Genomic DNA, 23462 nt, shown 5'->3' on the forward strand with positions numbered 1-23462 from the left:
TTTCATGGTGAAACGCGTTTCAGTGGCTTTCAGCGCCGCACTGCTTGCAATTTGTGCCTTGCAGCCGGTAGTTGCACAACCATCTCGGGCCAGAGCCACTGCTGATGTTGATTTGAGCGCTCGCCTCAAAGAAGTGCAAGCCAATCCAGCACTAGAAGAGAGCCTGTTCAAGCTGGGGCGCAGGGTGGCTGCGGTCTGTATCCATTGCCACGGCGAAGGTGGCAACAGCCTCAACCCCGATATTCCCAATTTGGCCGGACAAAACCCTGCCTACCTGCTGGAGCAATTGCGCCTGTTTGCCACAGGCCAACGGCGCAATGAATTCATGGAAGGCATGATCAAGTCCATGAACAGCGATGAAAAAGTGGGCATGGTGTTGTTCTACTCGGCACAAAAAGTCGTTCACAAGCCCAGCACCAACCCCACCTTGGCCGAAAAAGGCAAGGCGGTGTACCAGCAGCAGTGTTTGGCCTGCCACGGTGCCAATGGCTTGGGCAACGAGAAAATCGCCGGCATTGCAGGCCAGCAGCCCGGATACCTACGCAAAATGCTAGACCGCTACCGTACCGCCCAATCAGGCCCCTTGGCGCAATCGGTCATGACCCCCACGGTGCGTAGCATGAACGAACCCGATTTACAAGCAGTGATTGCCTTCATTAACTCTATGCCATAAATGGCTAGAAATGGCCAGGTTTGCGGCGTGTGGGCCTGCCTTCAGGTTGCCGCTGCCAAGCCTTGGGCAAAATGGGTTTGCATGGCTTGGGCTGCTGCTGGCGCATCATGGGCCATGATGGCCGCCAAAATCGCCCGATGCTCGCGCAAAGAATCCTCTAAGCGGCCCTGCTTGAATAAAGAATTGTGCCGATTGAGCTTCATCACTTTGCGTAAATCGGTCACCACTTGGCTGCGCCAGCGGTTGTCGGCCAGCTCTAGCAACAGCATATGAAACTGCTCGTTCAGGGCGAAAAAGCGTTCGCGCTCTTGCACGGCGGCTTCGAGTTCGGTATGCAAGGCTTGCAGCGCTTGCAACTGGCTGCTCTCGGCGCGGGTGGCTACGACGGCGGCCGCATCGCTTTCTAGCAAACTGAGCAGGTGATAGACATCGCGCAGGTCTTTTTCTGACATCTCGGTGACGTAAGCACCCCGGCGCACTTTCATCGTCACCAGCCCTTCGGCGGCCAGCACTTTTAAGGCTTCGCGCAGCGGCGTGCGGCTGATGCCAAATTCTTCGGCAATTTTGAGCTCGTCAATCCAGCTACCGGGTTCCAGTTCGCGCCGAAAAATACGCTGGCGCAGTTGCTCGGCCACTTGTTCGTACAGCGCGCGGGGGGTCAGGGTAATGGCAGACATAGGCGCAATGGTACCGAAAAAAACTATAAATTAATAATTATGAATTGCGGTACACTTGCGTTTGTCGTGCGGGCCTGCGAAGCATTGCGAGCGCGCCAGCCACTCTCTTAGCGAATGGAGACTCGATCTATGAGCAGCCCTAACGAAACTTCAGACAATACTTTCAAAACGGCATCTTTGCAAGATTGGCAACGTGCCGCCGCCAAATCGGCCCCCGGTGGCAATGTCGATGCCCTGAATTGGACTACCCCCGACGGCATCGTCGTCAAGCCACTTTATACCGCAGAAGATACGGCTGATTTGCGTCACACCAACACCCTGCCGGGTTTTGAGCCTTATCTGCGCGGCCCCCAAGCCACCATGTACGCGGTGCGCCCTTGGACGATTCGCCAATACGCTGGTTTTTCTACCGCTGAAGAATCCAACGCTTTTTACCGCAAAGCGCTGGCCGCTGGCGGCCAAGGTGTGTCGGTGGCGTTCGACTTGGCCACGCACCGGGGTTACGACTCGGACCATCCGCGCGTCACAGGCGATGTGGGCAAGGCCGGTGTTGCCATTGACTCGGTAGAAGACATGAAAATTTTGTTCAACGACATTCCGTTGGACAAAGTCTCGGTCTCCATGACCATGAACGGTGCCGTGCTACCCGTGTTGGCCGGTTATGTAGTGGCGGCAGAAGAACAAGGCGTGCGCCAAGACCAGCTCTCCGGAACGATTCAGAACGACATTCTGAAAGAGTTCATGGTGCGTAACACCTACATTTATCCGCCCAAGCCGTCGATGAAAATCATTGGCGACATCATCGAGTACACGGCGCAGAATATGCCCAAGTTCAACTCGATTTCGATTTCGGGCTACCACATGCAAGAAGCGGGCGCTAACCAAGCGCTGGAGTTAGCCTTTACGCTGGCCGATGGCAAAGAGTATGTTAAAACCGCCATCGACAAGGGCATGGACGTGGATGCGTTTGCTGGCCGCCTGTCGTTCTTCTGGGCGATTGGCATGAACTTCTATTTAGAAGTAGCCAAAATGCGTGCCGCGCGCCTGTTGTGGTGCCGCATCATGAAAGAAACCGGTGCCAAAAACCCCAAGAGCCTGATGCTACGCACGCACTGCCAGACTTCGGGTTGGAGCCTGACCGAGCAAGACCCGTACAACAACATTGTGCGGACCACCATCGAGGCGATGGCAGCCGTGTTTGGCGGCACGCAAAGCCTGCACACCAACGCACTGGACGAAGCCATCGCTCTGCCGACTGAGTTCTCCTCGCGCATTGCCCGCAACACGCAGCTCATCATCCAAGAAGAAACCCACATCACCAACGTGGTGGACCCTTGGGCTGGCAGCTACATGATGGAAAAGCTGACCCAAGACATGATGGATGCGGCTTGGAAAATCATCGAAGAAGTCGAAGCGATGGGCGGCATGACCCAAGCGGTCGATTCCGGCTGGGCCAAGCTGAAAATTGAAGCTGCTGCGGCTGAAAAGCAAGCACGCATCGACTCTGGCAAAGACGTGATTGTCGGCGTGAACAAATACAAGCTGGCGAAAGAAGACCCAGTAGACATCCTGCAAATTGACAATGTCAAGGTGCGCGAGGGCCAAGTGCAGCGTCTGAACCAAATCAAGGCCAGCCGCGACAACGCCGCGGTGCAAGCTGCTTTGGATGCCCTGACCGCTGCCGCCGAATCGGGCCAAGGCAATTTGCTCGATTTGAGCATCAAGGCCATTCGTTTGCGCGCCACCGTGGGCGAAGTATCCGATGCATTGGAAAAAATCTATGGCCGCCATCGTGCCGATACACAAAAGGTGACCGGGGTGTACGCTGCTGCTTACGATTCTGCCGAAGGCTGGGACAAGCTGAAAGAAGAAATCAACGCTTTTGCCGAGGCCCAAGGTCGTCGCCCGCGCGTCATGATTGCCAAACTGGGCCAAGACGGTCACGACCGTGGCGCTAAAGTGGTGGCCACCGCCTTTGCCGACTTGGGCTTTGACGTGGATATGGGGCCGCTGTTTCAAACCCCGGAAGAATGTGCGCGCCAAGCGATTGAAAACGATGTCCATGCTGTGGGTGTCAGTACCTTGGCCGCTGGGCACAAAACGCTGGTGCCTGCCATCATCCAAGCCCTGAAAGACCAAGGCGCAGACGACATCATCGTGTTTGTGGGTGGCGTGATTCCGGCGCAGGATTACGAACACCTGTACCAAGCGGGCGTGAAGGGCATTTATGGCCCCGGCACCCCAATTCCGGCCAGTGCCAAAGACGTGCTGGAACAAATCCGCAAGGCCCAAGCGGCGTGAACATGGCCGTGCTGGCGCTGCAAGAAGCCCTGTTGCACGGCAATGCGGTGCAACAGCGGCGGGCGATGGCCAAAGCCATCACTCTGCTGGAATCCACCCGTGCCGACCACCGCGCACAGGGCGATGAGCTGCTCACGGCCCTGTTGCCGCACACGGGCAAAGCCTTGCGTTTAGGGATTAGCGGCGTGCCGGGGGTGGGTAAATCCACCTTTATCGAAACGCTGGGCCTGTACCTGATTGCCCAAGGGCATCGGGTGGCAGTGCTGGCGATTGACCCCTCCAGCAGCGTCTCGGGCGGCTCGATTTTGGGCGACAAAACCCGCATGGAGCAGCTCTCGGTGCAGGAGCGGGCCTATATCCGCCCCAGCCCCAGCAGTGGCACGCTGGGCGGTGTGGCCGAAAAAACCCGCGAGGCCATGCTGGTGTGCGAAGCCGCTGGTTACGACATCGTGATTGTCGAAACCGTGGGCGTGGGCCAGTCTGAAACCGCCGTAGCCAACATGACCGATATGTTTGTGTTGTTGCAATTGCCCAATGCGGGCGATGATTTGCAGGCGATTAAAAAAGGCGTGATGGAATTGGCCGATTTAGTCGTCATCAACAAAGCCGACATCGACAAAAACGCCGCTACGCGCGCCGAAGCCCAAATTACCTCCAGCCTGCGCTTGTTGGGCCAACATGGCAATCCAGAACACGCCCACCACAACGAGGCGCTCTGGCACCCCAAGGTAGTGCAAATCAGTGCCTTGCTGGGTCAAGGCGTGGATGGCTTTTGGGCGGCAGTGTCTGAATTCCGGCAACTGCAAAGCGCCAATGGCCGCTTGGCCATCCGGCGCGAAAAACAAGCCCTGAGCTGGATGTGGGAACGCATCGACGCTGGCTTAAAACAAGCATTCCGCCAACATCCCCAAGTGCAGGCGCTGCTGCCCAACACCTTGGCCGATGTAGCAGCGGGCCGTTTGGCCCCCTCCACGGCGGCAAGAAATCTGCTTCTGGCCAATACCCGCTAAATACCAGAAGTTTTCCAACACCACTTCCCCCTACAACCAAAGGACCGACATGCACGAAATCCTAGAAAAACTGGAGCACAAGCGCGAACTTGCCCGCTTGGGCGGCGGCCAACGCCGCATTGACGCACAACATGCCAAAGGCAAGCTCACGGCGCGCGAACGCATCGAGTTGCTGCTGGACGAAGGCACGTTTGAAGAGTGGGATATGTTTGTCGAGCATCGCTGCTCTGACTTCGGGATGCAAGACAACAAAATCCCCGGCGATGGTGTTGTTACCGGCTACGGCATGATCAATGGCCGTTTGGTGTTTGTGTTCAGCCAAGACTTCACCGTGTTTGGTGGTGCGCTGTCCGAAGCCCATGCCGAAAAAATCTGCAAGGTGATGGACCAAGCCATGAAGGTGGGCGCTCCCGTGATTGGCCTGAACGATTCGGGCGGTGCCCGGATTCAAGAAGGCGTGGCCAGCTTGGGCGGTTATGCCGATGTGTTCCAGCGCAACGTGTTGGCCTCGGGCGTGATTCCGCAAATCAGCATGATTATGGGCCCCTGCGCCGGTGGTGCAGTGTATTCGCCCGCCATGACCGACTTTATCTGCATGGTCAAAGACAGCAGCTATATGTTTGTCACTGGTCCCGAAGTGGTCAAGACCGTGACGCACGAAGACGTGACGGCAGAAGAATTGGGCGGCGCGATGGCCCACAGCACCAAGAGCGGTGTGGCCGATTTGGCTTTTGAGAACGATGTCGAAGCCCTGCTGATGCTGCGCCGTCTGTACAACTACCTGCCGCTGAACAACCGCGAAAAGCCCCCGGTGCGCCCCAGTAACGACCCGGCAGACCGCGCTGATTTGTCGTTGGATACGCTGGTACCAGACAATCCAAACAAGCCCTACGACATGAAGGAGCTGATTGTCAAAACGGTGGACGATGGCGATTTCTTCGAGTTGCAGCCCGACTATGCCAAAAACATCGTGATTGGTTTTGGCCGTATGGAAGGCCAAACCGTGGGCATCGTGGCCAACCAGCCGCTGGTGCTGGCTGGTTGCTTGGACATCAAGAGCAGCATCAAGGCGGCCCGCTTTGTGCGCTTCTGCGATGCCTTCAACATCCCCGTGATTACCTTTGTCGATGTGCCCGGCTTTATGCCCGGTACGGCGCAAGAATACGGCGGCATCATCAAACACGGTGCCAAGCTGTTGTACGCCTATGCCGAATGCACGGTGCCCAAAATCACCATCATCACGCGCAAAGCCTACGGCGGCGCTTATGACGTGATGAGCTCCAAGCACTTGCGTGGTGACGTCAACCTGTCGTGGCCCAATGCCGAAATTGCCGTGATGGGCGCTAAGGGTGCGGTGGAAATTATCTTCCGCGAAGACAAAAACGACCCAGTCAAGCTGGCCGCCCGCGAAGCCGAATACAAAGAGCGCTTTGCCAACCCCTTCGTGGCTGGTGCGCGTGGCTTTATCGACGATGTGATTTTGCCGCACGAAACCCGCAAGCGCATCTGCCGCAGTTTGGTCATGCTGCGCGACAAGAAGCTCGACAACCCCTGGCGCAAGCACGGGAACATTCCTTTGTGAAGTCTGCGCCACCTAGAAGAATGAGAGAGCAAGAGCTATGTTTACCAAGATTCTGATTGCCAACCGTGGCGAAATCGCCTGCCGCGTTATCGCTACCGCCCGCAAAATGGGCATTAAAACCGTGGCCGTGTATTCCGATGCCGACCGCGAAGCGCGCCACGTCAAGCTGGCCGATGAAGCCATCCATGTCGGCGCCGCCCCCAGCCGCGAAAGCTACCTGCTGGCCGACAAAATCATTGCTGCGGCCAAGCAAACCGGCGCACAGGCCATCCACCCCGGTTATGGCTTCTTGAGCGAGAACGAAGCCTTTGCCCAGCGTTGCGAAGACGAAGGCATCGCCTTTATCGGCCCCAAGGCCCATTCCATTGCCGCGATGGGCGACAAAATCGCTTCCAAAAAGCTGGCCTTGGCTGCCAAGGTCAACACCATTCCCGGCTGGAATGACGCGATTGAATCGCCAGAGCGCGCCGTAGAAATTGCCAAAGACATCGGCTACCCAGTCATGATCAAGGCATCGGCAGGTGGTGGTGGTAAAGGCTTGCGCGTGGCCTTTAACGACAAAGAAGCCTTTGAAGGCTTTGCCAGTTGCCAAAACGAAGCCCGCAACAGCTTTGGCGATGACCGCATCTTCATCGAAAAGTTTGTGCAAGAGCCGCGCCACATTGAAATCCAAGTGCTGGGCGATAGCCACGGCAATGTGATTTACCTGAATGAGCGCGAATGCTCGATTCAGCGCCGCCACCAAAAGGTGATTGAAGAAGCACCTTCGCCCTTCATCTCGGATGCCACGCGCAAAGCGATGGGCGAGCAGGCGGTGCAATTGGCCAAGGCCGTCAAGTACCAGTCTGCCGGTACAGTCGAATTTGTGGTGGGCAAAGACCAAGACTTCTACTTCTTGGAAATGAACACCCGCTTGCAGGTGGAACACCCCGTCACCGAGTGCATCACCGGCCTGGATTTGGTCGAGCTGATGATTCGCGTGGCTGCTGGCGAGTCCTTGCCCCTGACGCAAGAAGATGTCAAGCGCGACGGCTGGGCGATTGAGTGCCGTATCAACGCCGAAGACCCGTTCCGTAACTTCCTGCCCTCTACCGGTCGTCTGGTGCGCTTCCAGCCGCCCGAAGAAAGCATGTTCCAGTCCGACACCAGCAAAAAGCACGGTGTGCGTGTGGATACTGGTGTGTACGAGGGTGGCGAAATCCCGATGTACTACGACTCGATGATTGCCAAACTCATCGTGCATGGTACCGACCGCAACGATGCCATCACCAAAATGCGCGCCGCGTTGAATGGTTTTGTCATTCGTGGCATCAGCAGCAACATTCCGTTCCAAGCGGCATTGCTGGCGCATCCCAAGTTTGTCACCGGCCAATTCAACACCGGCTTTATCGCCGAGCATTACAGCCAAGGCTTCCATGCCGCTGATGTGCCACACGATGACCCGCTGTTCTTGGTGGCACTGGCCGCCTACATGAACCGCCGCTACCGCGCCCGCGCCTCGGGCATCAGCGGTCAGTTGGCCGGACATGAAGTCAAAGTGGGTGAGAAATTCACCGTGGCCGTGCTGGGTGTCAGTGGCCACAACGAATACCACCAAGTCTCAGTGACGGATTTTGTCGTAGCTGGCCAAGTGCGCTCCAGTGCAGTGCTGGTAGATGGCAAAACCTACCAAATCAGCAGCACGGCGACGTTGGGCCAAATTCGCGTGCAAGGCCAATGCAATGGCATGGGCTTTACCGCCCAAGTCGAGCGCGGCACCGCCAAGAATCCGCTGGCGCTGCGTATCAGCCACAACGGCACACAAATCGAAGCGATGGTGATGTCGCCGCGTGGGGCCGAGCTGCACGCGCTCATGCCCTACAAAGCACCACCAGATTTGTCCAAATTCTTGCTCTCGCCCATGCCCGGCTTGCTGGTGGATGTGGCCGTGCAGCCCGGCCAAGCGGTGCAAGCGGGTGAAAAACTGGCCGTGATTGAAGCCATGAAGATGGAAAACGTATTGTTTGCCACCCAAGATGGCGTGGTCAGCAAAATTGTGGCCGGTAAGGGCGAATCGCTCAGCGTGGACCAAGTGATTATTGAATTCGCCTAAAACGCGGTTTTAAACGACTCTAAGGGGCCTTGTGCCCCTTTTTTATCGCAAAATTGGAGATATTTATGAGTACCACTACACCCCGTCCGTTCAAAGTGCTGGGTATCCAGCAAGTCGCCATTGGTGGCACCGACAAGCAACGCATGAAAACCCTGTGGGTCGATATGCTGGGCTTGGAGCAAACCGGCACCTTCCAAAGCGAACGCGAAAACGTGGATGAAGACATCCTCGCGATGGGCCAAGGCCCTTACAAGGTCGAAGTGGACATCATGCAGCCAATGGACATCGAGAAAAAACCCGCTGTCCATACCACGCCGCTGAACCACATTGGCCTGTGGATTGACAACCTGCCCGTGGCAGTCGAGTGGCTCACCGCGCAAGGGGTGCGCTTTGCCCCCGGTGGTATTCGCAAAGGCGCTGCGGGTTACGACATCACTTTTTTGCACCCCAAAAGCAACGAACAGTTCCCCATTGCCGGTGAAGGCGTGTTGATTGAACTGGTGCAAGCCCCGCCCGAAGTGATTGCGGCCTTGGGTTGATGCTGCCCCTGCGCCAGCTGCTGATTTACAAAGCCGCGGGCTGGAGCGGCTTTTTTGTCATGGGCGTGGAGCTGTTGGGCGGGCGCCTGTTAGCCCCGTTCTTTGGCAACAGCATTTTTGTTTGGGGTGGCGTGATTGCGGTGTTCATGGCCTGCCTGTCGGTGGGCTATTTGCTGGGCGGCCGCTTGTCATTGCAACAACCTTCTCTGACCCAATTGGGCTTGCTGCTGCTGGGCGAGGCGCTGCTGGCCTTGCCGATTATTTTGCTGGGCGATACGGTGTTAGAAGGGCTGTCCGAAGTGGTGCCAGACCCGCGTTATGGCTCCTTGTTGGGGTCCTTGCTGCTGTTTGGTGCGCCCACGGTGTTCTCGGGCATGATTTCGCCCTATGCGGTGCGCTTGCTGATTGTGGCGCTGGATAGCTCTGGCTTAGCGGCGGGGCGCTTGTATTTTGTTTCTACTTTAGGCTCGGCGGCGGGTACGCTCATCACCTCGTTTTACTTGGTACTGTATTTGGAAATCCACACCATTTTGCTGTGCCTGATGGCCATTTCGGCCAGTATTGGGCTGGCGCTGATGGTATTGGACCGGCTACCAGCACACAAGCTGCAAAGGCTGCAAAGGCCCGCTCGATGATGCACCGCTGGGCCGCTACGCTGGCGCTGGTGCTACTGGCAGCGCCAGCCAGCGCTATGCCAGAAGACAAGTTTGCGCTCCAACGCACCATCTACCAAGAAAAATCCCTGTACCGCAATATCTTGGTGGTTGAAAGCGAGGATGGTTACCGCTGCATGAAGTTTGGCCGCCTCCATGCGCGGCAAACTTGCATCCATCTGGCGCAACCGCAACGTTTGGTACTCAATTACACTAAGGGGCTGCTGGCAGCACTCTATATGGCACCCACACCGCGCCGGGTGCTGATTATCGGGCTGGGGGGTGGCGTACTGCCCATGACGCTACGCGCGCTGGATGCCCAACTAGAGATTGATACGGTAGAACTAGACCCGGCAGTGGTCAAGGTGGCGCGCTCGCATTTTCGTTACCAAGAAGATGCCCGCGTGCGTACCCATGTGCAAGATGCGCGCGTATTTGTGCGCCAGCAGCTACGGCACGCAGCGCAATACGATATGGTGCTGGTGGATGCCTTCGACCGCGACTATATCCCCGAGCATTTACTGACCCGAGAATTTTTGCAACAGCTGCACCGTTTGCTTACGCCCAGCGGTGTCTTGGCGGCCAATACTTTTACTGCGGGTGCTTTGTCGCGCCACGAAGCCGCCACTTACCAAGCGGTGTTTGGTCAACTCTATCAATTGGAATTGGCGGGCGGCAACCGTATTTTATTGGCACGTCGCGATGGCCTGCCCGCGTGGGCGCAGGTGCAGCAGCAAGCCCACCACTGGGAGGCGCAACTGGCAAGCTGGGGGGTGTTATCAGCCCAATTGTTGCCACGTTTTAGGTTGCAAGCCAGTGCAGCCGGGGTGCGGGTGTTGACGGATCAGTATTCACCGTCTAATCTGTTGCTGCCATGAACCCAGAATTACGCTCCAACCATCCCCCCTTATTGAGCCAAGACGAGTTAGATGCGCTGATGCAGCGCAAAGCTGCCTTGCAAGCACAATTGCAGGCCCAGGCCGGAGCGGGTGTCTGTGGTAGCACTGGGACGGGCGCTTGCCCCTCTTGCCACTGCGGCAGCAGCGACAGCAATAACGCAGAGTTTGCCTTGCCCACGCAAAAAAGCCGCCTGCTCAAAATTGTGCTGGCGGCTTTGGGGATGCTGCTCGTGGTGGTGCTGGTGTTGCAGCTCTGATAATTTAGCGCTTGTCCAGCGGGCAGGTGTTCATACCCAGCAGGGTGTAAGCTGGGCAGAAACGGAACAAACCCGTCAGCAGGGGCACGATGCCAATGTAGCCCCACCAGCCTACGGTGTTGGTGGCGGCCAGGCCAATCAGCACCAGCCCAACGATGATACGCAGAATGCGGTCCATGCCGCCAATGTTGGATTTCATGATTTTTTCCTTGCTAGTCGGTTGATTAATCGAATGAGGGTTGTTCTGGCTTGGCCACCGGTTTACCTGCACCAGCCCAAGCGTCAAAGCCACCGGCAATGGACTGCACGTTCAGGTAGCCCATCTCTTGCATGGCGCGGGCTGCCAAAGCAGCGCGACCACTGGTTTTGCAGTACAGCACGACTTTTAAGTCGCGTGGCTCCATTGCCGGGGTGCTGCTGAGGCGAAACTCCAGCAAGCCACGCGGCACCAGCACAGCGCCGGGCAAGTGACCAGTGGCAAACTCATCGGCCTCGCGCACATCGAGCAACAGGTCGGCCTCTCGAATGGCCTGTTCGGCCTCGTCGAGTGCAACTTCGCAGATACTGCTTTTGGCTTGCATGACCAAATCGTGGGCGGTTTTCATAGGTTTCTCCTTCAAAGTGGGGCACGAATGCCACAGTAACGACTCACCCAAACCATGCCTTGGTGACCAGGGCCTTCGTCGCATGGTGTTGTCCGTTCAGCGTGTTGGGTGTTCAGAGGCGCTGCACAGCACAGCCCAACTGCAAGGCCAAAGCACTGATGCCGCCACCATTGACCGCTTGGGCGTAGCCATTTTGTTGCAGCCATTGCACGGCGATGCCCGAACGCGCCCCCGAGAGGCAATAAACCACCAAAGGCTGGTTTTGATCGGGCAGCGCGTGTGCTGCCGCCTGGGTTAGCTGGTCTAACGGGAGGTTGATGGCCCCAGCAAGGTGACCAGCAGCAAACTCGCCCGGCGAGCGCACATCGACCAGCAGACTATTTTTTTGTTCCATCAAGCTTTGCATTCAGCACCTGCTCCTTTATACAAAAATCTGATAACTATATGATTATTTAACTAATAAGCTAATTAGTCAAATGAGGTAAGATTATTGCACCATGAAAAATCTGCCTCCGGAAGTTTTGCAGCAAGTAGCCAGCTACTTTCAGGTGCTGGCTGAGCCAACGCGCCTGCGTATCCTCAACTTCTTGCGCCAAGGCGAACACAATGTGGGCGAGCTGGCCCAGTTGTGTGGCTATACGGCGGCCAATGTGTCGCGCCATTTGTCGCTGATGATGCAGCAAGGGCTGGTAGCGCGCGAGAGCCGGGGGACTTGTGTCTATTACCGCATCGCCGACCCCTCGGTGTATGCCTTGTGCGATTTGGTGTGTGACAGCATCGTGCGCCAGTTTGAACAGGCCAGCAAAAATCGCCAAGCCTTACTCGGGTACGCCGCAGAGTCTGAACAAAAAAAGACCGGCTAGGTTTAGCCGGTCTTTGGTGCCGCACCCTCAGCAAGGGTGCGCTGGACGCATTAAGCGCCTCGTCGTTGGCTAGACAGGCGTTGTACTACCGCTACCAGCCGGTCGATTTCGTCAAAGGTGTTGTAAAACGCCAGTGACGGGCGCACGGTGGTTTCTACCCCCATGCGGCGCAAAATCGGCTGCGCGCAGTGGTGGCCGGTACGCACGGCAATGCCTTCTTCGTTCAGGGCCTCGCCCACCTCGGCGGTGGTGTAACCCGCCAAAGTAAATGACATCACGCTGGCTTTGTCTGCCGCTGTGCCAATCAGGCGCACGCCGCGTACATCGCCCAAAGCACGCATTCCATAGACCAGCAAATCATGCTCGTAGCGGGCAATGTTTTCGATGCCGATGCGGTTGACGTAGTCGATGGCCGCGCCCAAGCCTACGGCATCGGCAATGTTGCCCGTGCCAGCCTCAAACTTGTTGGGAATCGGCTGGAACACGGTTTTCTCAAACGTGACATCGGCAATCATGTTGCCGCCGCCTTGCCACGGGGGCATATCCTCCAACACTTCGCGCTTGCCCCAAACCACGCCAATGCCGGTCGGGCCAAACACTTTGTGGCCGGAGAAGACAAAGAAGTCCGCGCCAATGTCTTGCACGTCCACGCGCATATGGGAGATGGACTGCGCCCCATCCACCAGTGCCTTGGCCCCAGCGCGGTGCGCCAGCTCGACAATTTGCTTGACGGGCACCACCGTGCCCAAGGCATTGGATACCTGCGTCACTGAGACCAGCTTGGTGCGGCTGTTGAGCAGCTTTTGGTACTCATCGAGCAGCACTTGGCCGGAGTCATCGACTGGAATCACGCGCAGCTTGGCCCCTTTGGCGGCAGCGAGTTGCTGCCAAGGCACGATGTTGGCGTGGTGTTCCAAGTTAGAAACGATGATTTCGTCGCCCTCACCAATGTGCTGCCAGCCCCAGCTTTTGGCCACCAAATTGATGGCCTCGGTGGTGCCGCGCACAAAGATGACTTCGTTCACATCGGGCGCGTTGATAAAGCGGCGTACCCGCTCCCGTGCGCCTTCGTAGGCATCGGTGGCACGGGCGGCCAGTTCATGGGCAGCGCGGTGGATGTTGGAGTTTTCGTGCGCGTAGAAGTAGCTGATGCGGTCAATCACCGATTGCGGCTTGTGCGTGGTGGCGGCGTTGTCTAGCCAAGCCAAAGGCCGACCATTGACGCGCTCTTGCAGCACCGGGAAATCGCGCCGCACCGCATGGACATCAAACGCTGGGTGCGCGCTCTGGCCTGCTTGTGGCACAGCCCCGGCTTGCGTGGGGTGTGCTGGGGTGGTGTAGCCACCGGGCAGCACCACGGCATCGACAAAGTAAAACTTTGGCTCTGCCGAGGGAACGGTGCTGGGCGCGCCTTTGCCTGCTGTGGGTGCGCTGACGCGCGGCACCTGTGGCGTGGCAAAAGGTGCATGGGCCAAGCTATCGAGTGCATCCGGGTTGCGGTTGGCGGTGCTGGCCGTAGTGCTAGATGGATTTGCCGCCGGGTGGCCTTGCCGGTCTGCCAAAAAGTAGAACGGCGATGCGGTAGCCACGGCGGGGCGGGCGGCAGTGGAGGCTTCGGGCACGCCCAAGACACCACTGCCAAAGCGTGGTTCGTAGCCCGGCAAGGTACTGACCACGCTGTCGGGAGCGCCATTGCCCGCCGCAGCGTGCGGCAGCAGCGCTGGGGCGCGGTGCGCCAAAGAAGCCAAGGGCGTGGGCGAGGCCGGAATCAGATTGGCACCAGGGACGATGCCTTGCGGAAACGGCGTACCCGGCACACTGGGGCCAAACCCCGCTGGACTGACCAAGGGCGAGCCGGGCGGCGCAATGTTGACCGGTGCTTGCACACCGGGCGGTGAAAAATCAGGCGTTTGACCGGGTAGCGCTGTAAAAAAAGCATTCGCCATGCGCGCCAGCAAATCTGGGGCGATGGGTGCTTGCGGAGCCACCGGCACGCCGGTAGGGGTGGATGAAAGGGTAGTCACCACGCGGCCACTTTATTTGTAGGTATCGGGGTAGTCGTGGTACTTGTTGACCTCGACATCGTCCAGCACCGCCAAGGCATCGGGGGTGAGTACGGCCAAGGAGCAGTACAGTGCAATCAGGTACGAGGCAATGGCATGGTTGTTGATGCCCATGAAGCGCACTGACAGGCCGGGGCTTTGTTCGCCAGGCAAACCGGGCTGGTACAAGCCGACCACGCCTTGGCGCTTGTCGCCCACGCGCAGCAGCAAAATTTTGCTCTTGCCATCGGCCACCGGAATTTTGTCCGACGGAATCAGCGGAATACCGCGCCACGTAATGAATTGCGAACCGAACAGGCTCACGGTGGGAGGGGGCGTGCCCCGGCGCGTAGCCTCGCGACCAAACGCGGCAATCGCCAGCGGGTGGGCTAAAAAGAAGGCCGGTTCTTTCCAGACTTTGGTCAGTAGCTCGTCCAAATCGTCGGGGGTGGGTGCGCCAGTGAGCGGGAAGATGCGCTGCTCATCCGTCACTTGGGCCAGCAGGCCATAGTCGGGGTTGTTAATCAGTTCGCTTTCTTGGTTTTCTTTGATAGTCTCGATGGTCAGGCGCAACTGCTCTTTGACTTGGTCGTGCGGGCTGCTGTACAGGTCAGAAATGCGCGTATGCACGTCCAACACAGTGCTAACCCCATTCAAGAAAAACTCGCGTGGATGCTCTTCATATTCGACAAAAGTGCGTGGCAGCTGCTTGCTGTCTTTTTCTTTGGCGCTGCACACCACTTTGATGTCTTCGGGGTTCTTGACGCGGTTGAGGCGGAAGATACCGGCCTCTACCGGCACCCATTGCAGCAAATGGGTCAGCCAACGCGGCGTGATGGTGGACAGCTGGGGGGCTGTCTTGGTGGCGTTGGCTAGTTGCCGTGCGGCGTTATCGCCCAGTGCGGTGGTGCCGCCTACAGTTGCTGACATAAAAAAACTCCCTGAAAAAAACAACGGTGAAAAATAACGATGAAAAACACGCAAAATTCAAAAGCCAGTGTCTGGGTTCTGTCGGTGCGCTTCAACAGGCTATAGCCGCCAATTGCAAGCCGCGCACCAAATTGCTTTGGCGCAGCACTTCGCCACGCTGCACTAAAGTGGAGGGCGCTATGCCCAGCGATAGCGCCAGCTTTTCGACGGTTTGCAAAGAGGCAATGGCGCGGCCACGTTCAATCTCGCCGACATAAGAGCGGTTCAGGTCCGCCTGTTCGGCCAGCCGCTCTTGTGACCAGCCCTGGGCCTCGCGCGATTGGCGCACCGCGAGGCCGAAGCTCTGCACCAAGTTGCTCATGGCTGGCCCTCGCGCGAGATGGCTTGGGTGACGTGGCCGCCAGCGGGTACGTCATGGGTAATCCATACATTGCCACCAATCACCGCGCCGCGCCCCAGCGTGACGCGCCCGAGGATGGTGGCCCCGGCATAAATCACCACGTCGTCTTCTACGACGGGATGGCGTGGCAGCCCCTTTTGCGGGTGGCCTTGGCCATCTTTGGGAAAACTCTTGGCCCCCAGCGTCACAGCTTGGTAGATACGCACGTTTTGCCCGATGACGGCGGTTTCCCCAATCACCACGCCCGTGCCGTGGTCGATAAAGAAGCCCGCGCCAATTTGTGCGCCGGGGTGGATGTCGATGCCAGTTTGGCTGTGCGCCAGCTCCGAGACGATACGCGCCAGCAGCGGCAGGCCCAAGTGGTACAGCCGGTGCGCCAGCCGGTGGTGAATCATGGCCAAAATGCCGGGGTAGCACAGCAGCACTTCATCCACGCCCCGCGCTGCCGGGTCGCCGTAGTAAGCCGCCAGCACATCGCTATCCAACAGATGGCGGATACCCGGCAAGGATTGGGCAAAACTGCGTGTAGCCGCCAGCGCATCGGCTTGCAAATCGCCGTTGCTGCTGGGGTTGTGCCTGCGGCTATAACGCAGCTCTAGCAAGACTTGCCCCAATAGGGCGTGCAACACCGCATCGAGCCGGTGGGCAACAAAAAAATCTTCGCTTTCTTGGCGCAAATCTAGCGGCCCTAAACGCATCGGAAACAGCGCTTCTTTGAGCTGTTCGATAATTTTGGCCAAGGCATCGCGCGAGGGCAGTTCGCGCCCGCCGGGTTCTTGCGAGCGGCTTTGCGCTTCGCGCCATTCGCGGCGTGCAGCGTGTAAGGCTTGGGTGATGCTGGCAATATCGAAGGTGGACATGCTGTGGCCTGCCTTTTCAGTCTTGCACCCACGGCAAGCCGTGGTGGCGCCAGCCGTCGTCTTTGCCGCGCTGCTGGCTGGCATCAATTTCGCCCTCAAAGCCTTCGAGGATGTTAAAAACATGGCTAAAACCAGCGGCGGCGGCAGCCTCAGCGGCCAGTACCGAACGTTTGCCACTGCGGCACAGCAGCAGCACCACGGCCTGTTTGCCACCGTATGGGGCCAGTTTGGCTTCTAACTCGCGCACAAAACGCGGGTTGCGCGTCAGGGAGGTGCCAGTGGCCCAAGCCACATGCAAGCCGGTGGGTACATGGCCGACAAATTTCCGCTCTTCGGTGGTGCGTACATCGACCAGCAGGGCTTGGCCGTTTTGTACCAGCGCCCAAGCGGCGGTGGGCGAGACCCCCCCGGCGTAGGCCAGACCCTCGGTTTGGGCTTGGGTACGGGCTTGCTCTAAGGCTGCTGGTAAGGTGGTGGTTTCTGCAAATGCTGTCGTCATGGTGAATGCTTTTTTGGGTGTGCCAAGCGGTCTATAGCCACCAATGTAAAAACAATCACTCAAATTTCAAAAGAATAAAAAACGTCTTCTAAATAACAAAATCGGCTATAAAAACCATGCTTCTTTAGATTTATTTTGAATAAAGTAAGAGAAATATATTCTTTTGAGTTTTAAGAGTGCCGCCACAGAATCTCCGTTCTGGCAACTTCTTGGCAATCAGCAGCGTGACTTCTTGTATCTCTCCCATCATCGTTCCCGGTTGGCGCGATTCAGGGCCAGGGCACTGGCAAACTTTGTGGGCGCAACGCTTGCAAGGGGCGCAGCGGGTGGTGCAGGATGATTGGATGACCCCGGTGCGCGCGGCCTGGGTGGAGCAACTGGAAAAAACGGTGCTACAAGCCCCCCACCCGGTGGTGATTGTGGCGCACAGTTTGGGTTGCATTACCAGCATTCACATGCGGCCCGAGGCGGCAGCTAAAGTGTGTGGTGCTTTGCTGGTCGCCCCGGCAGACCCGGAGCGCCGTGCCATCCTGACGGACTTTGCCCCGGTGCCTGCTGCCCCTCTGCCCTATCGCAGCATTGTGGTGGCCAGCAGCAACGACCCCTATTGCCCTATCCGTTTAGCAGGTGCTTATGCGCGCGCTTGGGGCAGTGATTTTGTGCGCCTGCAAAATGCAGGCCACATCAATGTGGACTCAGGCTATGGCGAGTGGCCATTGGGCATGGCCTTGCTGCAATCACTGGCGGGACAGATAGAGGGCTGAACCAGCTGAACCGCTTAGCTGTCTTGGCTCAGGGTTTGCTGTGCGTCCAATGCCGGTGCAGGGCGCGGGCTGCCGCATCCAAAGCAAAACCCAGCGCACCAATCAGCAAAATCACCGCCATCAGCTCGGAATAGGCCAAGCGGTCGCGTGTGTCCAGCACAAAGTAGCCCAAACCAGCACTGACACCCAGCATCTCGCACGGTACCAGCACAATCCAGACGATACCAATCGCCAGCCGTAGGCCAGTCAGGATATGGCCCAGCACGCCGGGTAGCACAATGCGGCGCAGCAGCTCCCAGCGCGTGGCGCTGAGGCTTTTGCCCAACATCATCCAGCGGGCATCGAGTTGATGCACCCCGGCCACGGTGTTGAGCAAAATCGGCCAGACTGCGGCAAAGGCGAGCAGAAAATAAATCGGCGCATCGCCCACGCCCAGCACCATCACGGCAATCGGCATCCACGATAGCGGCGAAATCATGCGTAAAAACTGGAACGCCATGCCGGAGCCAGCCTCCAGCAGGCGCGAAGCGCCCACCGCCAGCCCCAACGGTACGCCAATCAGCAGCGCAATCAGCAAGCCCACCAGCACGCGGCGCAAACTGACTAGCACATGCTCGGTCAATTGGTTGCTGATGAGCAGCTGCCACAAGCTGATGAAGGTTTGGTCCGGTGCCAGCGAGGCCGCCAGCGGTATCTGCGCGCGCAGCCAATAGCTGCCACCCCACCACAGCGCCAGCAACAAAGCCAGCCCACCCAGACCCAAGGCCCAGCGGGTGCTGGAGGCCAGCGGTTTTACGGTCGTTGCCATCGTTGCCATAGGCCGGGCTTAGCCGCCAAACACTTCGGTGCGCCCGAAGGATTCGGGGAAGCCAAACGCTTTCAGGCCGCCCGCTTGCTGAATGGCTTTTTTGACAAAGCGGTCATCTACCAAATCGCTGGCCGTCTTTTTGGCATCCAGTGCGGTGATAAAGCCGTTGTCGCCCTCTACCTTAGTGATTTTGAGCAGCTCGACCATTTTTTCGGTGTAGCTAGGGAAGGGATAGGGCTGGAAGTCGATGCGCTCTTCGTTCCACTCGGGGTGGCGAATGGCACCGCTGGCTTGGTATTGCTTGGCCTGCTCGGCGTTGGGTTCCAGCACGCGCAATAGGGTTTCTGCGTTGTGCGGGGTGTAGCGGTTGGGGCCGTCTTTGGCCAGCAGGCGTGCTGTGGCGGCGCGGTTGTTTTGCGTCCAAAGCTGGGCTTGCACCACGCTGTTGACCACTTTTTGGCTCCAATCGGGGCGCTGGTTCAAGTCGCGCTCGTGCATAAAAACGACGCAGCAGGCGTGGTTTTTCCAGACATCTCCGGTAAAGCGCAGCACTTTGCCCACTTTAAGCAATTCTGCTCCGGCATTGAAAGGCTCGGCCACGATGAAGCCAGCAATTTGTTTAGAAGCCAACGCGGGGGTCATGTCGGAGGGTGGCATCACCACCAATTTGACTTGGCTGGCCGTAGGCGTGCCTTTGGTGATGGCCTCTAACGCGCCTTTGCGCAGCAGGTGTTGCAGTACCACGTTGTGCATCGAGTACCAAAATGGCACCGCCACGGTTTTGCCGCCCAGCTGCTTGACCTCGTTAATCTCTGGGGCCACCGTCAGGGCCGAGCCACCGACGTGGTTCCAGGCCACCACTTTGGCCGGTACCTTGCTGCCATAACGCGCCCAGACGGTAATCGGCGAGAGCAAATGCACCACATTCACTTGTCCGGCGATAAAGGCTTCGACCAATTGCGCCCAACTGCGGAACATGCGCGGCGGCTCCACCGCCAAGCCTTGGGCTTCGTAGGTTTTGTTGTGGTGCGCCACCAGCAAGGGCGTGGCATCGGTAATCGGCAGGTAGCCGATACGCACCGGCGCGTTCGCATCGGTAGAGGCGCTGGCATTGAACGTTTGCAGCAGCGGCAGCGCGCCCCCGGCAGTCAGCATGGCGGACAGCTTGAGCCATTCACGGCGGTTATTTAGCAGGTGTTGGGACATGGTCAAATCTCGTAAAGCAAGGGTTCGGAAGAAGGGGCCGCTGTCGGTTTGCGCGCTTGGTGCAGCGCCTCGACAACGGACAGGCGCAACTGCGCCAAGGCGCGCACCGAATCAGCGCGCGGTTCGGGCAAGTTGATGCTCCAATCGCCCACCAAGCGCCCCGGCGTGCCACCAATCAGCACCACGCGGTCGGCCAGCAACAGGGCCTCGTCGATGTCGTGCGTCACCAGTACGGCGGCGGTGTGGTGGCGACGGCAAATGCCGCGCAGTAGGTTTTGCATCTCACTGCGGGTGATTTCATCCAAGGCACTAAAAGGCTCATCGAGCAGCAAAATCTCCGGCTGGCGCGATAGGCCACGCGCCAAGGAGGTGCGTTGCGCCATGCCGCCGGACAATTGCGCCGGGTATTGCCGCCGCGCTTCGCTCAGGCCCACTTCGGCAATCGCCTCTGTTACCCGCTGCTGGCGCTGGGCCGCCGTGAGTACCGGCTGGTGCTTGAAATCCAAGCCAAAGGCCACGTTTTGCTCCAGCGACAACCACGGCAGCAAGCACGGGTCTTGAAATACCATGCTCAGGCGCGGATGCGGGCCGCTCAAGGTTTCGCCATGCACCTGCACCGTGCCGCTTTCTGGCGCTTGCAGTCCGGCCAACACGCGCAGCAGTGACGATTTGCCCACGCCGCTGGGGCCAAGCAGCGCCACAATCTCGCCAGCGGCAATCGCCAGCGAAAAATCTTCCAATACCCGGCGGCTGCCGCCTTGGGGCTGGGGATAGGCCAAGCAGATGCCTTGGGCTTGCAAGACGATGGCGGCGCTCATGGTGCTGCACCCGGTAAAGTCAGTGGGCAAGAGCTGGTCTTGACGCGCACCAGCGCGGGACGCACCTCGTAGGGCACAGGCGTGCAAGCACACAACGCTGCTGCCAGCGTTTGCGCTTGGCGCGCAATCGGCTCAATAAAACGGCTGCTGCGCCCGTCCACCGAAATGCAATCGCCCAAGGCGTAAATTTGCGGCTGGCTGGTTTGCAGGGTTTGGGCAGCCACGGCAATGCCATCGTGCCAAGCCAGCGCGGCACTGCGCGCCAAGCGGCTGGGGGTTTGTAGCCCGGTGGCGGCAATCAGCGCATCCACTTCCCAGCTTTGGCCGCATTGGCTGTGGATGCGGTAACGCGGCCCAGTGCTGCTGGGCAAGGTCTGCACCTGCGCCAATTGGATGCCACCGACAAAACGAATCGGCAAGGCTTGCCAAGCTTGCAATAGTTGCGCGCCAGCGTTGTGTGCGCTCCACGCGGGCAGTGGCTGGGTTTGTGTCTCTAGCAAAGTGATGCGGTGGCCAGCCAATGCCAAGTCATTGGCCAGCTCAGAGCCTATCAAGCCAGCACCGAGGATGGCGATGTCTTTGCTGCCGCCGTCCAGCGTTGCGCGCAGTTTTTCGTAGGTATCGAGGTGATTGATACGCCAGCACCCTTCTGCGGGCACATGGGCGGGCAGTTTGGCTTGTGCGCCATGCGCCAGCACCAGCTGGCGGTAAGGCAAGCTGCCGCGTGTGGTACGCAATTGCTGGCGCTGGGCATCTATGTGAATGGCGTGGGTGTGCGCCAGCAGACGCAGGTTCAGGCGCTGGGCGGCATCTACACCACTTTCTTTACGCAAAGATGCCAAGGACAAATCGCGCGCCAGTGCCACCGACAGCAACGGTTTGTCATAAACATCACCGGCGCAGGCTGTGACCAAGGTAATGGGCACCTCGGCATCGCGCGCGCGCAGGGCGGCGGCCAGCGTCCAGCCCGCACGGCCCGCGCCGACAATCACCACGCCGGGGGCTTGGCGACTTGGTCGGCCAAGGCCAGCAGCAGCGCAGCCACGCGCTTGGGCCTTCAAATCAGCCAGACTGGGGGCTTGGTAGGGCGTGAAGTCCGCCTTGGTGACACCACACAGCGGGCAGGCCCAATCGTCGGGAATATCGGCAAAGCGCGTGCCCGGTGGCAAGCCGCCATCGGGGTCGCCCAGCGCTTCGTCGTAGATATAGCCACAGGCAGCGCAAATAAATTGCAGCCAAGGCGCGGTGTTGGTGGCCGTCATACGGGTTGCACCTCGGCGCTCAGACGGGCCATTTCTTTACGCAAATGCTTGATGGCGGGCGTGACGATGGCGACAAAGTGCGATTCGCGCACGCGCCGCTGCACGTCCGATTGCATCAAATAACCGCGCGCGCCTTGGTGCAGCAGCGCCGATTGCGCGGCGCGCAAGGACAACTCGGCCCCGTGGGCGCGCGTGTCTAGCACGTCAATGAAGAATTCGGTCGAGGTATCGAACGGCGTTTTGGCCAAATCCATCACGCGGCCCAGCAGCGCATCCAACTCGGCTTGCAGCGCGTTCGGGCGGTCTTCTAAAAATTGGTTCACATGGCCCAGCGGCTGCTCCACCGCCCACATCGAATCTATCGCGCCTTGGATGACTCCGGCGGCAATGCCGCACTGCAACAGCACAAAAGCCGGACGAATGCGGGCGATGAAGGGCCGCGCCGGGTCAGCCACGATTTGCTCCGCACCGATAAAATGCTCTTTCAGGCGCAGGGCGTAGGTGCCGGTGCCTTCCATGCCCGAGAAACTCGGGCACTCGTGCAGCTCCACGCCAGCTGCATCGCAGTGCAGCATGAACATCACTTCGCGCCCAGTGGCTTGGCCGTGTTCGTCCACCACGGCGGCAATCGCGCCACAATAATGGTCGGCAGCCAAATGGCTCACCCAAGGCAGGTTGCCGGTGACGCGGTAGCCACCCGCCACCGGCGTGGCCTTGAGCAGCAAAGTTTCAATCTGGGCATAGCTTTTCATCGGGTTGGACAAGGCGGTGCCGCCCATTCCCAGCCCTTGCACATGGCGCTGCAACATGGTGCCGGTCAGTGCCGGGTTGCCCGATTGCTGCAAATACAGCCCGCACACCGCTTGGCACCAGACCATAAAACCCGAAGCCCCACAGACGCGCGCCACCTCGGCCATCGCGGCAATCGCCAAACCAAAATCGCCTGCGCCGTGCGGGGCATCCAAGTGTGCGCTCATGGCACCGAGTTGGGCCAAGGCTTGCAGTTCGGGCTGGGGGTAGTAGCCATCTTGGTCGATGGTTTGTACTTTTTGCGCCAACGGGCCTTGGGCGTAGGCGCGCACAGCGGCCAACAGGGGGGGATTGTCTGTGGTGCTCATGGCGGCTTAGGCTTTTTTGCCGTCCCAGCGGTAGGCGGCCAGTTCGGGGTTGAGTTCGGTGCCAGCCAAGGTGTTGGCAAAGTTGCACAGCGTGGCCAAAGCGACACCCAAAATCACCTCCAGCACCTGCTGCTCGGCATAACCGGCGGCCAAAAAGGCTTGCAGCTCGTCTTGGCTGACGGCCCCTTTGGTGCGAATGACGGCGCGGGTGAACTCGGCCAGCGCTTCGAGTTTGGGGTTGGGCAGCGGCGTTTGGTCGCGCATGGCGTTGACCAAAGTGGGGTCGAGTTTGCCCTGCTTGTAGCAAACCGCCGTGTGGCCCGCCACGCAAAAAGCACAGCCGTGGTTGGTGGCGGCGGTGATTTGCACCGTTTCGCGCTCTTCCAATGTAAAGCTGCTGCGGCTGTTGATTTCCGAGACCTTGACGTACATCTCAATCGCTGTGGGAGCATTGGCCAGCACCCCGAGCAAGTTAGGGATGAAGCCATTTTTGGCTTTGGCAGCGGCCAGATAAGGCTGGCTGGCTTCGGGGGCCGATTCGAGGGTCTGGACGGTCAAGCGCGACATGGAAGCTCCGAAAAAAAAGACGTTGGAAAATGCCTTT

The 23462-nt window shown here is 58.7% G+C and carries 26 protein-coding genes; 11 read left to right on the top strand and 15 right to left on the bottom strand.

Features of this window, described 5'->3' with window-relative positions; genetic code table 11:
• Window positions 1-112 precede the first annotated feature (112 nt).
• Window positions 113-673 carry a c-type cytochrome gene (locus PHX60_RS01800; protein ID WP_300073850.1) on the top strand — a complete coding sequence of 187 codons (561 nt, stop codon included), beginning with the start codon at window positions 113-115 and terminating at the stop codon, window positions 671-673.
• Window positions 674-714: 41 nt separating this feature from the next.
• Here PHX60_RS01800 and PHX60_RS01805 read toward each other — a convergent pair whose 3' ends face one another.
• Window positions 715-1350, bottom strand: a complete 636-nt coding sequence (locus PHX60_RS01805; RefSeq protein ID WP_300073853.1) for a GntR family transcriptional regulator — start codon at window positions 1348-1350, stop codon at window positions 715-717.
• Window positions 1351-1479: 129 nt separating this feature from the next.
• On the opposite strand from PHX60_RS01805, the gene scpA reads away from it, so the two are divergent.
• The 8 genes from scpA (at window position 1480) to PHX60_RS01845 (ending at window position 10683) form a co-directional block, all read left to right on the top strand.
• Window positions 1480-3651, top strand: coding sequence for a methylmalonyl-CoA mutase (gene scpA, locus PHX60_RS01810; RefSeq protein WP_300073856.1), 2172 nt, complete (start codon window positions 1480-1482; stop codon window positions 3649-3651).
• A gap of 2 nt (window positions 3652-3653) precedes the next feature.
• Window positions 3654-4661, top strand: coding sequence for a methylmalonyl Co-A mutase-associated GTPase MeaB (gene meaB, locus PHX60_RS01815; protein ID WP_300074220.1), 1008 nt, complete (start codon window positions 3654-3656; stop codon window positions 4659-4661).
• Window positions 4662-4710: 49 nt separating this feature from the next.
• A complete protein-coding gene (locus tag PHX60_RS01820) occupies window positions 4711-6243 on the top strand; it encodes an acyl-CoA carboxylase subunit beta (RefSeq protein ID WP_300073859.1) in 1533 nt (510 codons plus the stop codon).
• A 37-nt stretch (window positions 6244-6280) separates the two neighbouring features.
• A complete protein-coding gene (locus PHX60_RS01825; protein ID WP_300073862.1) occupies window positions 6281-8335 on the top strand; it encodes an acetyl/propionyl/methylcrotonyl-CoA carboxylase subunit alpha in 2055 nt (684 codons plus the stop codon).
• A gap of 65 nt (window positions 8336-8400) precedes the next feature.
• Window positions 8401-8874 (top strand): VOC family protein, encoded by a 474-nt coding sequence (locus PHX60_RS01830; RefSeq protein ID WP_300073864.1) that lies wholly within the window; start codon window positions 8401-8403, stop codon window positions 8872-8874.
• Window positions 8874-9509: a fused MFS/spermidine synthase gene (locus tag PHX60_RS01835; RefSeq protein WP_300073866.1), complete on the top strand. Its 636-nt coding sequence runs from the start codon at window positions 8874-8876 to the stop codon at window positions 9507-9509. The genes PHX60_RS01830 and PHX60_RS01835 overlap by 1 nt, the downstream gene beginning before the upstream one ends.
• Window positions 9506-10405 (top strand): fused MFS/spermidine synthase, encoded by a 900-nt coding sequence (locus tag PHX60_RS01840; protein WP_300073869.1) that lies wholly within the window; start codon window positions 9506-9508, stop codon window positions 10403-10405. The genes PHX60_RS01835 and PHX60_RS01840 overlap by 4 nt, the downstream gene beginning before the upstream one ends.
• Window positions 10402-10683 carry a hypothetical protein gene (locus PHX60_RS01845; RefSeq protein WP_300073872.1) on the top strand — a complete coding sequence of 94 codons (282 nt, stop codon included), beginning with the start codon at window positions 10402-10404 and terminating at the stop codon, window positions 10681-10683. The genes PHX60_RS01840 and PHX60_RS01845 overlap by 4 nt, the downstream gene beginning before the upstream one ends.
• 4 nt (window positions 10684-10687) lie before the next feature.
• On the opposite strand, the gene PHX60_RS01850 is transcribed toward PHX60_RS01845, so the two are convergent.
• The 3 genes from PHX60_RS01850 to PHX60_RS01860 form a co-directional block, all read right to left on the bottom strand.
• Complete coding sequence (locus PHX60_RS01850; protein ID WP_300073875.1) at window positions 10688-10882, bottom strand: DUF2892 domain-containing protein; 195 nt, start codon at window positions 10880-10882, stop codon at window positions 10688-10690.
• 25 nt (window positions 10883-10907) lie between these two features.
• Window positions 10908-11288: a rhodanese-like domain-containing protein gene (locus PHX60_RS01855; protein ID WP_300073878.1), complete on the bottom strand. Its 381-nt coding sequence runs from the start codon at window positions 11286-11288 to the stop codon at window positions 10908-10910.
• A 112-nt stretch (window positions 11289-11400) separates the two neighbouring features.
• Window positions 11401-11694 carry a rhodanese-like domain-containing protein gene (locus tag PHX60_RS01860; protein WP_300073881.1) on the bottom strand — a complete coding sequence of 98 codons (294 nt, stop codon included), beginning with the start codon at window positions 11692-11694 and terminating at the stop codon, window positions 11401-11403.
• Between the two features lie 91 nt (window positions 11695-11785).
• Here PHX60_RS01860 and PHX60_RS01865 point away from each other — a divergent pair, with 91 nt between their 5' ends.
• The gene (locus PHX60_RS01865; protein WP_300073883.1) at window positions 11786-12151 is read left to right on the top strand and encodes a metalloregulator ArsR/SmtB family transcription factor; all 366 of its coding nucleotides are present in this window, start codon (window positions 11786-11788) and stop codon (window positions 12149-12151) included.
• A gap of 50 nt (window positions 12152-12201) precedes the next feature.
• Here PHX60_RS01865 and PHX60_RS01870 read toward each other — a convergent pair whose 3' ends face one another.
• The 5 genes from PHX60_RS01870 to PHX60_RS01890 form a co-directional block, all read right to left on the bottom strand.
• On the bottom strand, window positions 12202-14178 hold the full coding sequence (locus PHX60_RS01870; protein WP_300073885.1) for a family 2A encapsulin nanocompartment cargo protein cysteine desulfurase: 1977 nt from the start codon (window positions 14176-14178) through the stop codon (window positions 12202-12204).
• A 9-nt stretch (window positions 14179-14187) separates the two neighbouring features.
• Window positions 14188-15123 carry a family 2A encapsulin nanocompartment shell protein gene (locus tag PHX60_RS01875; protein ID WP_300073887.1) on the bottom strand — a complete coding sequence of 312 codons (936 nt, stop codon included), beginning with the start codon at window positions 15121-15123 and terminating at the stop codon, window positions 14188-14190.
• Between the two features lie 91 nt (window positions 15124-15214).
• The gene (locus PHX60_RS01880) at window positions 15215-15484 is read right to left on the bottom strand and encodes a helix-turn-helix transcriptional regulator (RefSeq protein ID WP_300073890.1); all 270 of its coding nucleotides are present in this window, start codon (window positions 15482-15484) and stop codon (window positions 15215-15217) included.
• A complete protein-coding gene (epsC, locus tag PHX60_RS01885; RefSeq protein ID WP_300073892.1) occupies window positions 15481-16383 on the bottom strand; it encodes a serine O-acetyltransferase EpsC in 903 nt (300 codons plus the stop codon). The genes PHX60_RS01880 and epsC overlap by 4 nt, the downstream gene beginning before the upstream one ends.
• Window positions 16384-16399: 16 nt before the next feature.
• A complete protein-coding gene (locus PHX60_RS01890) occupies window positions 16400-16882 on the bottom strand; it encodes a rhodanese-like domain-containing protein (protein ID WP_300073895.1) in 483 nt (160 codons plus the stop codon).
• Between the two features lie 224 nt (window positions 16883-17106).
• Here PHX60_RS01890 and PHX60_RS01895 point away from each other — a divergent pair, with 224 nt between their 5' ends.
• On the top strand, window positions 17107-17646 hold the full coding sequence (locus tag PHX60_RS01895; RefSeq protein ID WP_300073898.1) for an alpha/beta hydrolase: 540 nt from the start codon (window positions 17107-17109) through the stop codon (window positions 17644-17646).
• 28 nt (window positions 17647-17674) lie between these two features.
• Here the strand turns inward: PHX60_RS01895 and PHX60_RS01900 are convergent, their stop codons facing one another.
• Genes PHX60_RS01900 through PHX60_RS01925 form a run of 6 tightly spaced genes read right to left on the bottom strand, consistent with a single transcriptional unit; the run spans window position 17675 to window position 23425 of the window.
• A complete protein-coding gene (locus tag PHX60_RS01900) occupies window positions 17675-18454 on the bottom strand; it encodes an ABC transporter permease (RefSeq protein WP_300073901.1) in 780 nt (259 codons plus the stop codon).
• 18 nt (window positions 18455-18472) lie between these two features.
• Window positions 18473-19660 (bottom strand): ABC transporter substrate-binding protein, encoded by a 1188-nt coding sequence (locus tag PHX60_RS01905; RefSeq protein WP_300073904.1) that lies wholly within the window; start codon window positions 19658-19660, stop codon window positions 18473-18475.
• Between the two features lie 2 nt (window positions 19661-19662).
• On the bottom strand, window positions 19663-20478 hold the full coding sequence (locus PHX60_RS01910) for an ABC transporter ATP-binding protein (protein WP_300073907.1): 816 nt from the start codon (window positions 20476-20478) through the stop codon (window positions 19663-19665).
• A complete protein-coding gene (locus tag PHX60_RS01915; protein WP_300073910.1) occupies window positions 20475-21740 on the bottom strand; it encodes an FAD-dependent oxidoreductase in 1266 nt (421 codons plus the stop codon). The genes PHX60_RS01910 and PHX60_RS01915 overlap by 4 nt, the downstream gene beginning before the upstream one ends.
• A complete protein-coding gene (locus PHX60_RS01920) occupies window positions 21737-22858 on the bottom strand; it encodes an acyl-CoA dehydrogenase family protein (RefSeq protein WP_300073913.1) in 1122 nt (373 codons plus the stop codon). Before PHX60_RS01920 ends, PHX60_RS01915 begins: the two co-directional genes overlap by 4 nt.
• Before the next feature lie 6 nt (window positions 22859-22864).
• Window positions 22865-23425: a carboxymuconolactone decarboxylase family protein gene (locus PHX60_RS01925; protein ID WP_300073916.1), complete on the bottom strand. Its 561-nt coding sequence runs from the start codon at window positions 23423-23425 to the stop codon at window positions 22865-22867.
• Window positions 23426-23462: the final 37 nt, after the last annotated feature.

It is taken from the genome of Giesbergeria sp., assembly GCF_028686475.1.
Lineage (GTDB): Bacteria > Pseudomonadota > Gammaproteobacteria > Burkholderiales > Burkholderiaceae_C > Simplicispira.

What these genes read in the sequence shown, in the direction of transcription:
- PHX60_RS01805 (WP_300073853.1), bottom strand. Translation starts at nt 1,350, where the DNA reads ATGTCTGCCATTACCCTGACCCCCCGCGCGCTGTACGAACAAGTGGCC.
- scpA (WP_300073856.1), top strand. Translation starts at nt 1,480, where the DNA reads ATGAGCAGCCCTAACGAAACTTCAGACAATACTTTCAAAACGGCATCT.
- meaB (WP_300074220.1), top strand. Translation starts at nt 3,654, where the DNA reads ATGGCCGTGCTGGCGCTGCAAGAAGCCCTGTTGCACGGCAATGCGGTG.
- PHX60_RS01820 (WP_300073859.1), top strand. Translation starts at nt 4,711, where the DNA reads ATGCACGAAATCCTAGAAAAACTGGAGCACAAGCGCGAACTTGCCCGC.
- PHX60_RS01825 (WP_300073862.1), top strand. Translation starts at nt 6,281, where the DNA reads ATGTTTACCAAGATTCTGATTGCCAACCGTGGCGAAATCGCCTGCCGC.
- PHX60_RS01830 (WP_300073864.1), top strand. Translation starts at nt 8,401, where the DNA reads ATGAGTACCACTACACCCCGTCCGTTCAAAGTGCTGGGTATCCAGCAA.
- PHX60_RS01835 (WP_300073866.1), top strand. Translation starts at nt 8,874, where the DNA reads ATGCTGCCCCTGCGCCAGCTGCTGATTTACAAAGCCGCGGGCTGGAGC.
- PHX60_RS01840 (WP_300073869.1), top strand. Translation starts at nt 9,506, where the DNA reads ATGATGCACCGCTGGGCCGCTACGCTGGCGCTGGTGCTACTGGCAGCG.
- PHX60_RS01845 (WP_300073872.1), top strand. Translation starts at nt 10,402, where the DNA reads ATGAACCCAGAATTACGCTCCAACCATCCCCCCTTATTGAGCCAAGAC.
- PHX60_RS01850 (WP_300073875.1), bottom strand. Translation starts at nt 10,882, where the DNA reads ATGAAATCCAACATTGGCGGCATGGACCGCATTCTGCGTATCATCGTT.
- PHX60_RS01855 (WP_300073878.1), bottom strand. Translation starts at nt 11,288, where the DNA reads ATGAAAACCGCCCACGATTTGGTCATGCAAGCCAAAAGCAGTATCTGC.
- PHX60_RS01860 (WP_300073881.1), bottom strand. Translation starts at nt 11,694, where the DNA reads ATGCAAAGCTTGATGGAACAAAAAAATAGTCTGCTGGTCGATGTGCGC.
- PHX60_RS01865 (WP_300073883.1), top strand. Translation starts at nt 11,786, where the DNA reads ATGAAAAATCTGCCTCCGGAAGTTTTGCAGCAAGTAGCCAGCTACTTT.
- PHX60_RS01875 (WP_300073887.1), bottom strand. Translation starts at nt 15,123, where the DNA reads ATGTCAGCAACTGTAGGCGGCACCACCGCACTGGGCGATAACGCCGCA.
- PHX60_RS01880 (WP_300073890.1), bottom strand. Translation starts at nt 15,484, where the DNA reads ATGAGCAACTTGGTGCAGAGCTTCGGCCTCGCGGTGCGCCAATCGCGC.
- epsC (WP_300073892.1), bottom strand. Translation starts at nt 16,383, where the DNA reads ATGTCCACCTTCGATATTGCCAGCATCACCCAAGCCTTACACGCTGCA.
- PHX60_RS01890 (WP_300073895.1), bottom strand. Translation starts at nt 16,882, where the DNA reads ATGACGACAGCATTTGCAGAAACCACCACCTTACCAGCAGCCTTAGAG.
- PHX60_RS01900 (WP_300073901.1), bottom strand. Translation starts at nt 18,454, where the DNA reads ATGGCAACGACCGTAAAACCGCTGGCCTCCAGCACCCGCTGGGCCTTG.
- PHX60_RS01905 (WP_300073904.1), bottom strand. Translation starts at nt 19,660, where the DNA reads ATGTCCCAACACCTGCTAAATAACCGCCGTGAATGGCTCAAGCTGTCC.
- PHX60_RS01910 (WP_300073907.1), bottom strand. Translation starts at nt 20,478, where the DNA reads ATGAGCGCCGCCATCGTCTTGCAAGCCCAAGGCATCTGCTTGGCCTAT.
- PHX60_RS01915 (WP_300073910.1), bottom strand. Translation starts at nt 21,740, where the DNA reads ATGACGGCCACCAACACCGCGCCTTGGCTGCAATTTATTTGCGCTGCC.
- PHX60_RS01920 (WP_300073913.1), bottom strand. Translation starts at nt 22,858, where the DNA reads ATGAGCACCACAGACAATCCCCCCCTGTTGGCCGCTGTGCGCGCCTAC.
- PHX60_RS01925 (WP_300073916.1), bottom strand. Translation starts at nt 23,425, where the DNA reads ATGTCGCGCTTGACCGTCCAGACCCTCGAATCGGCCCCCGAAGCCAGC.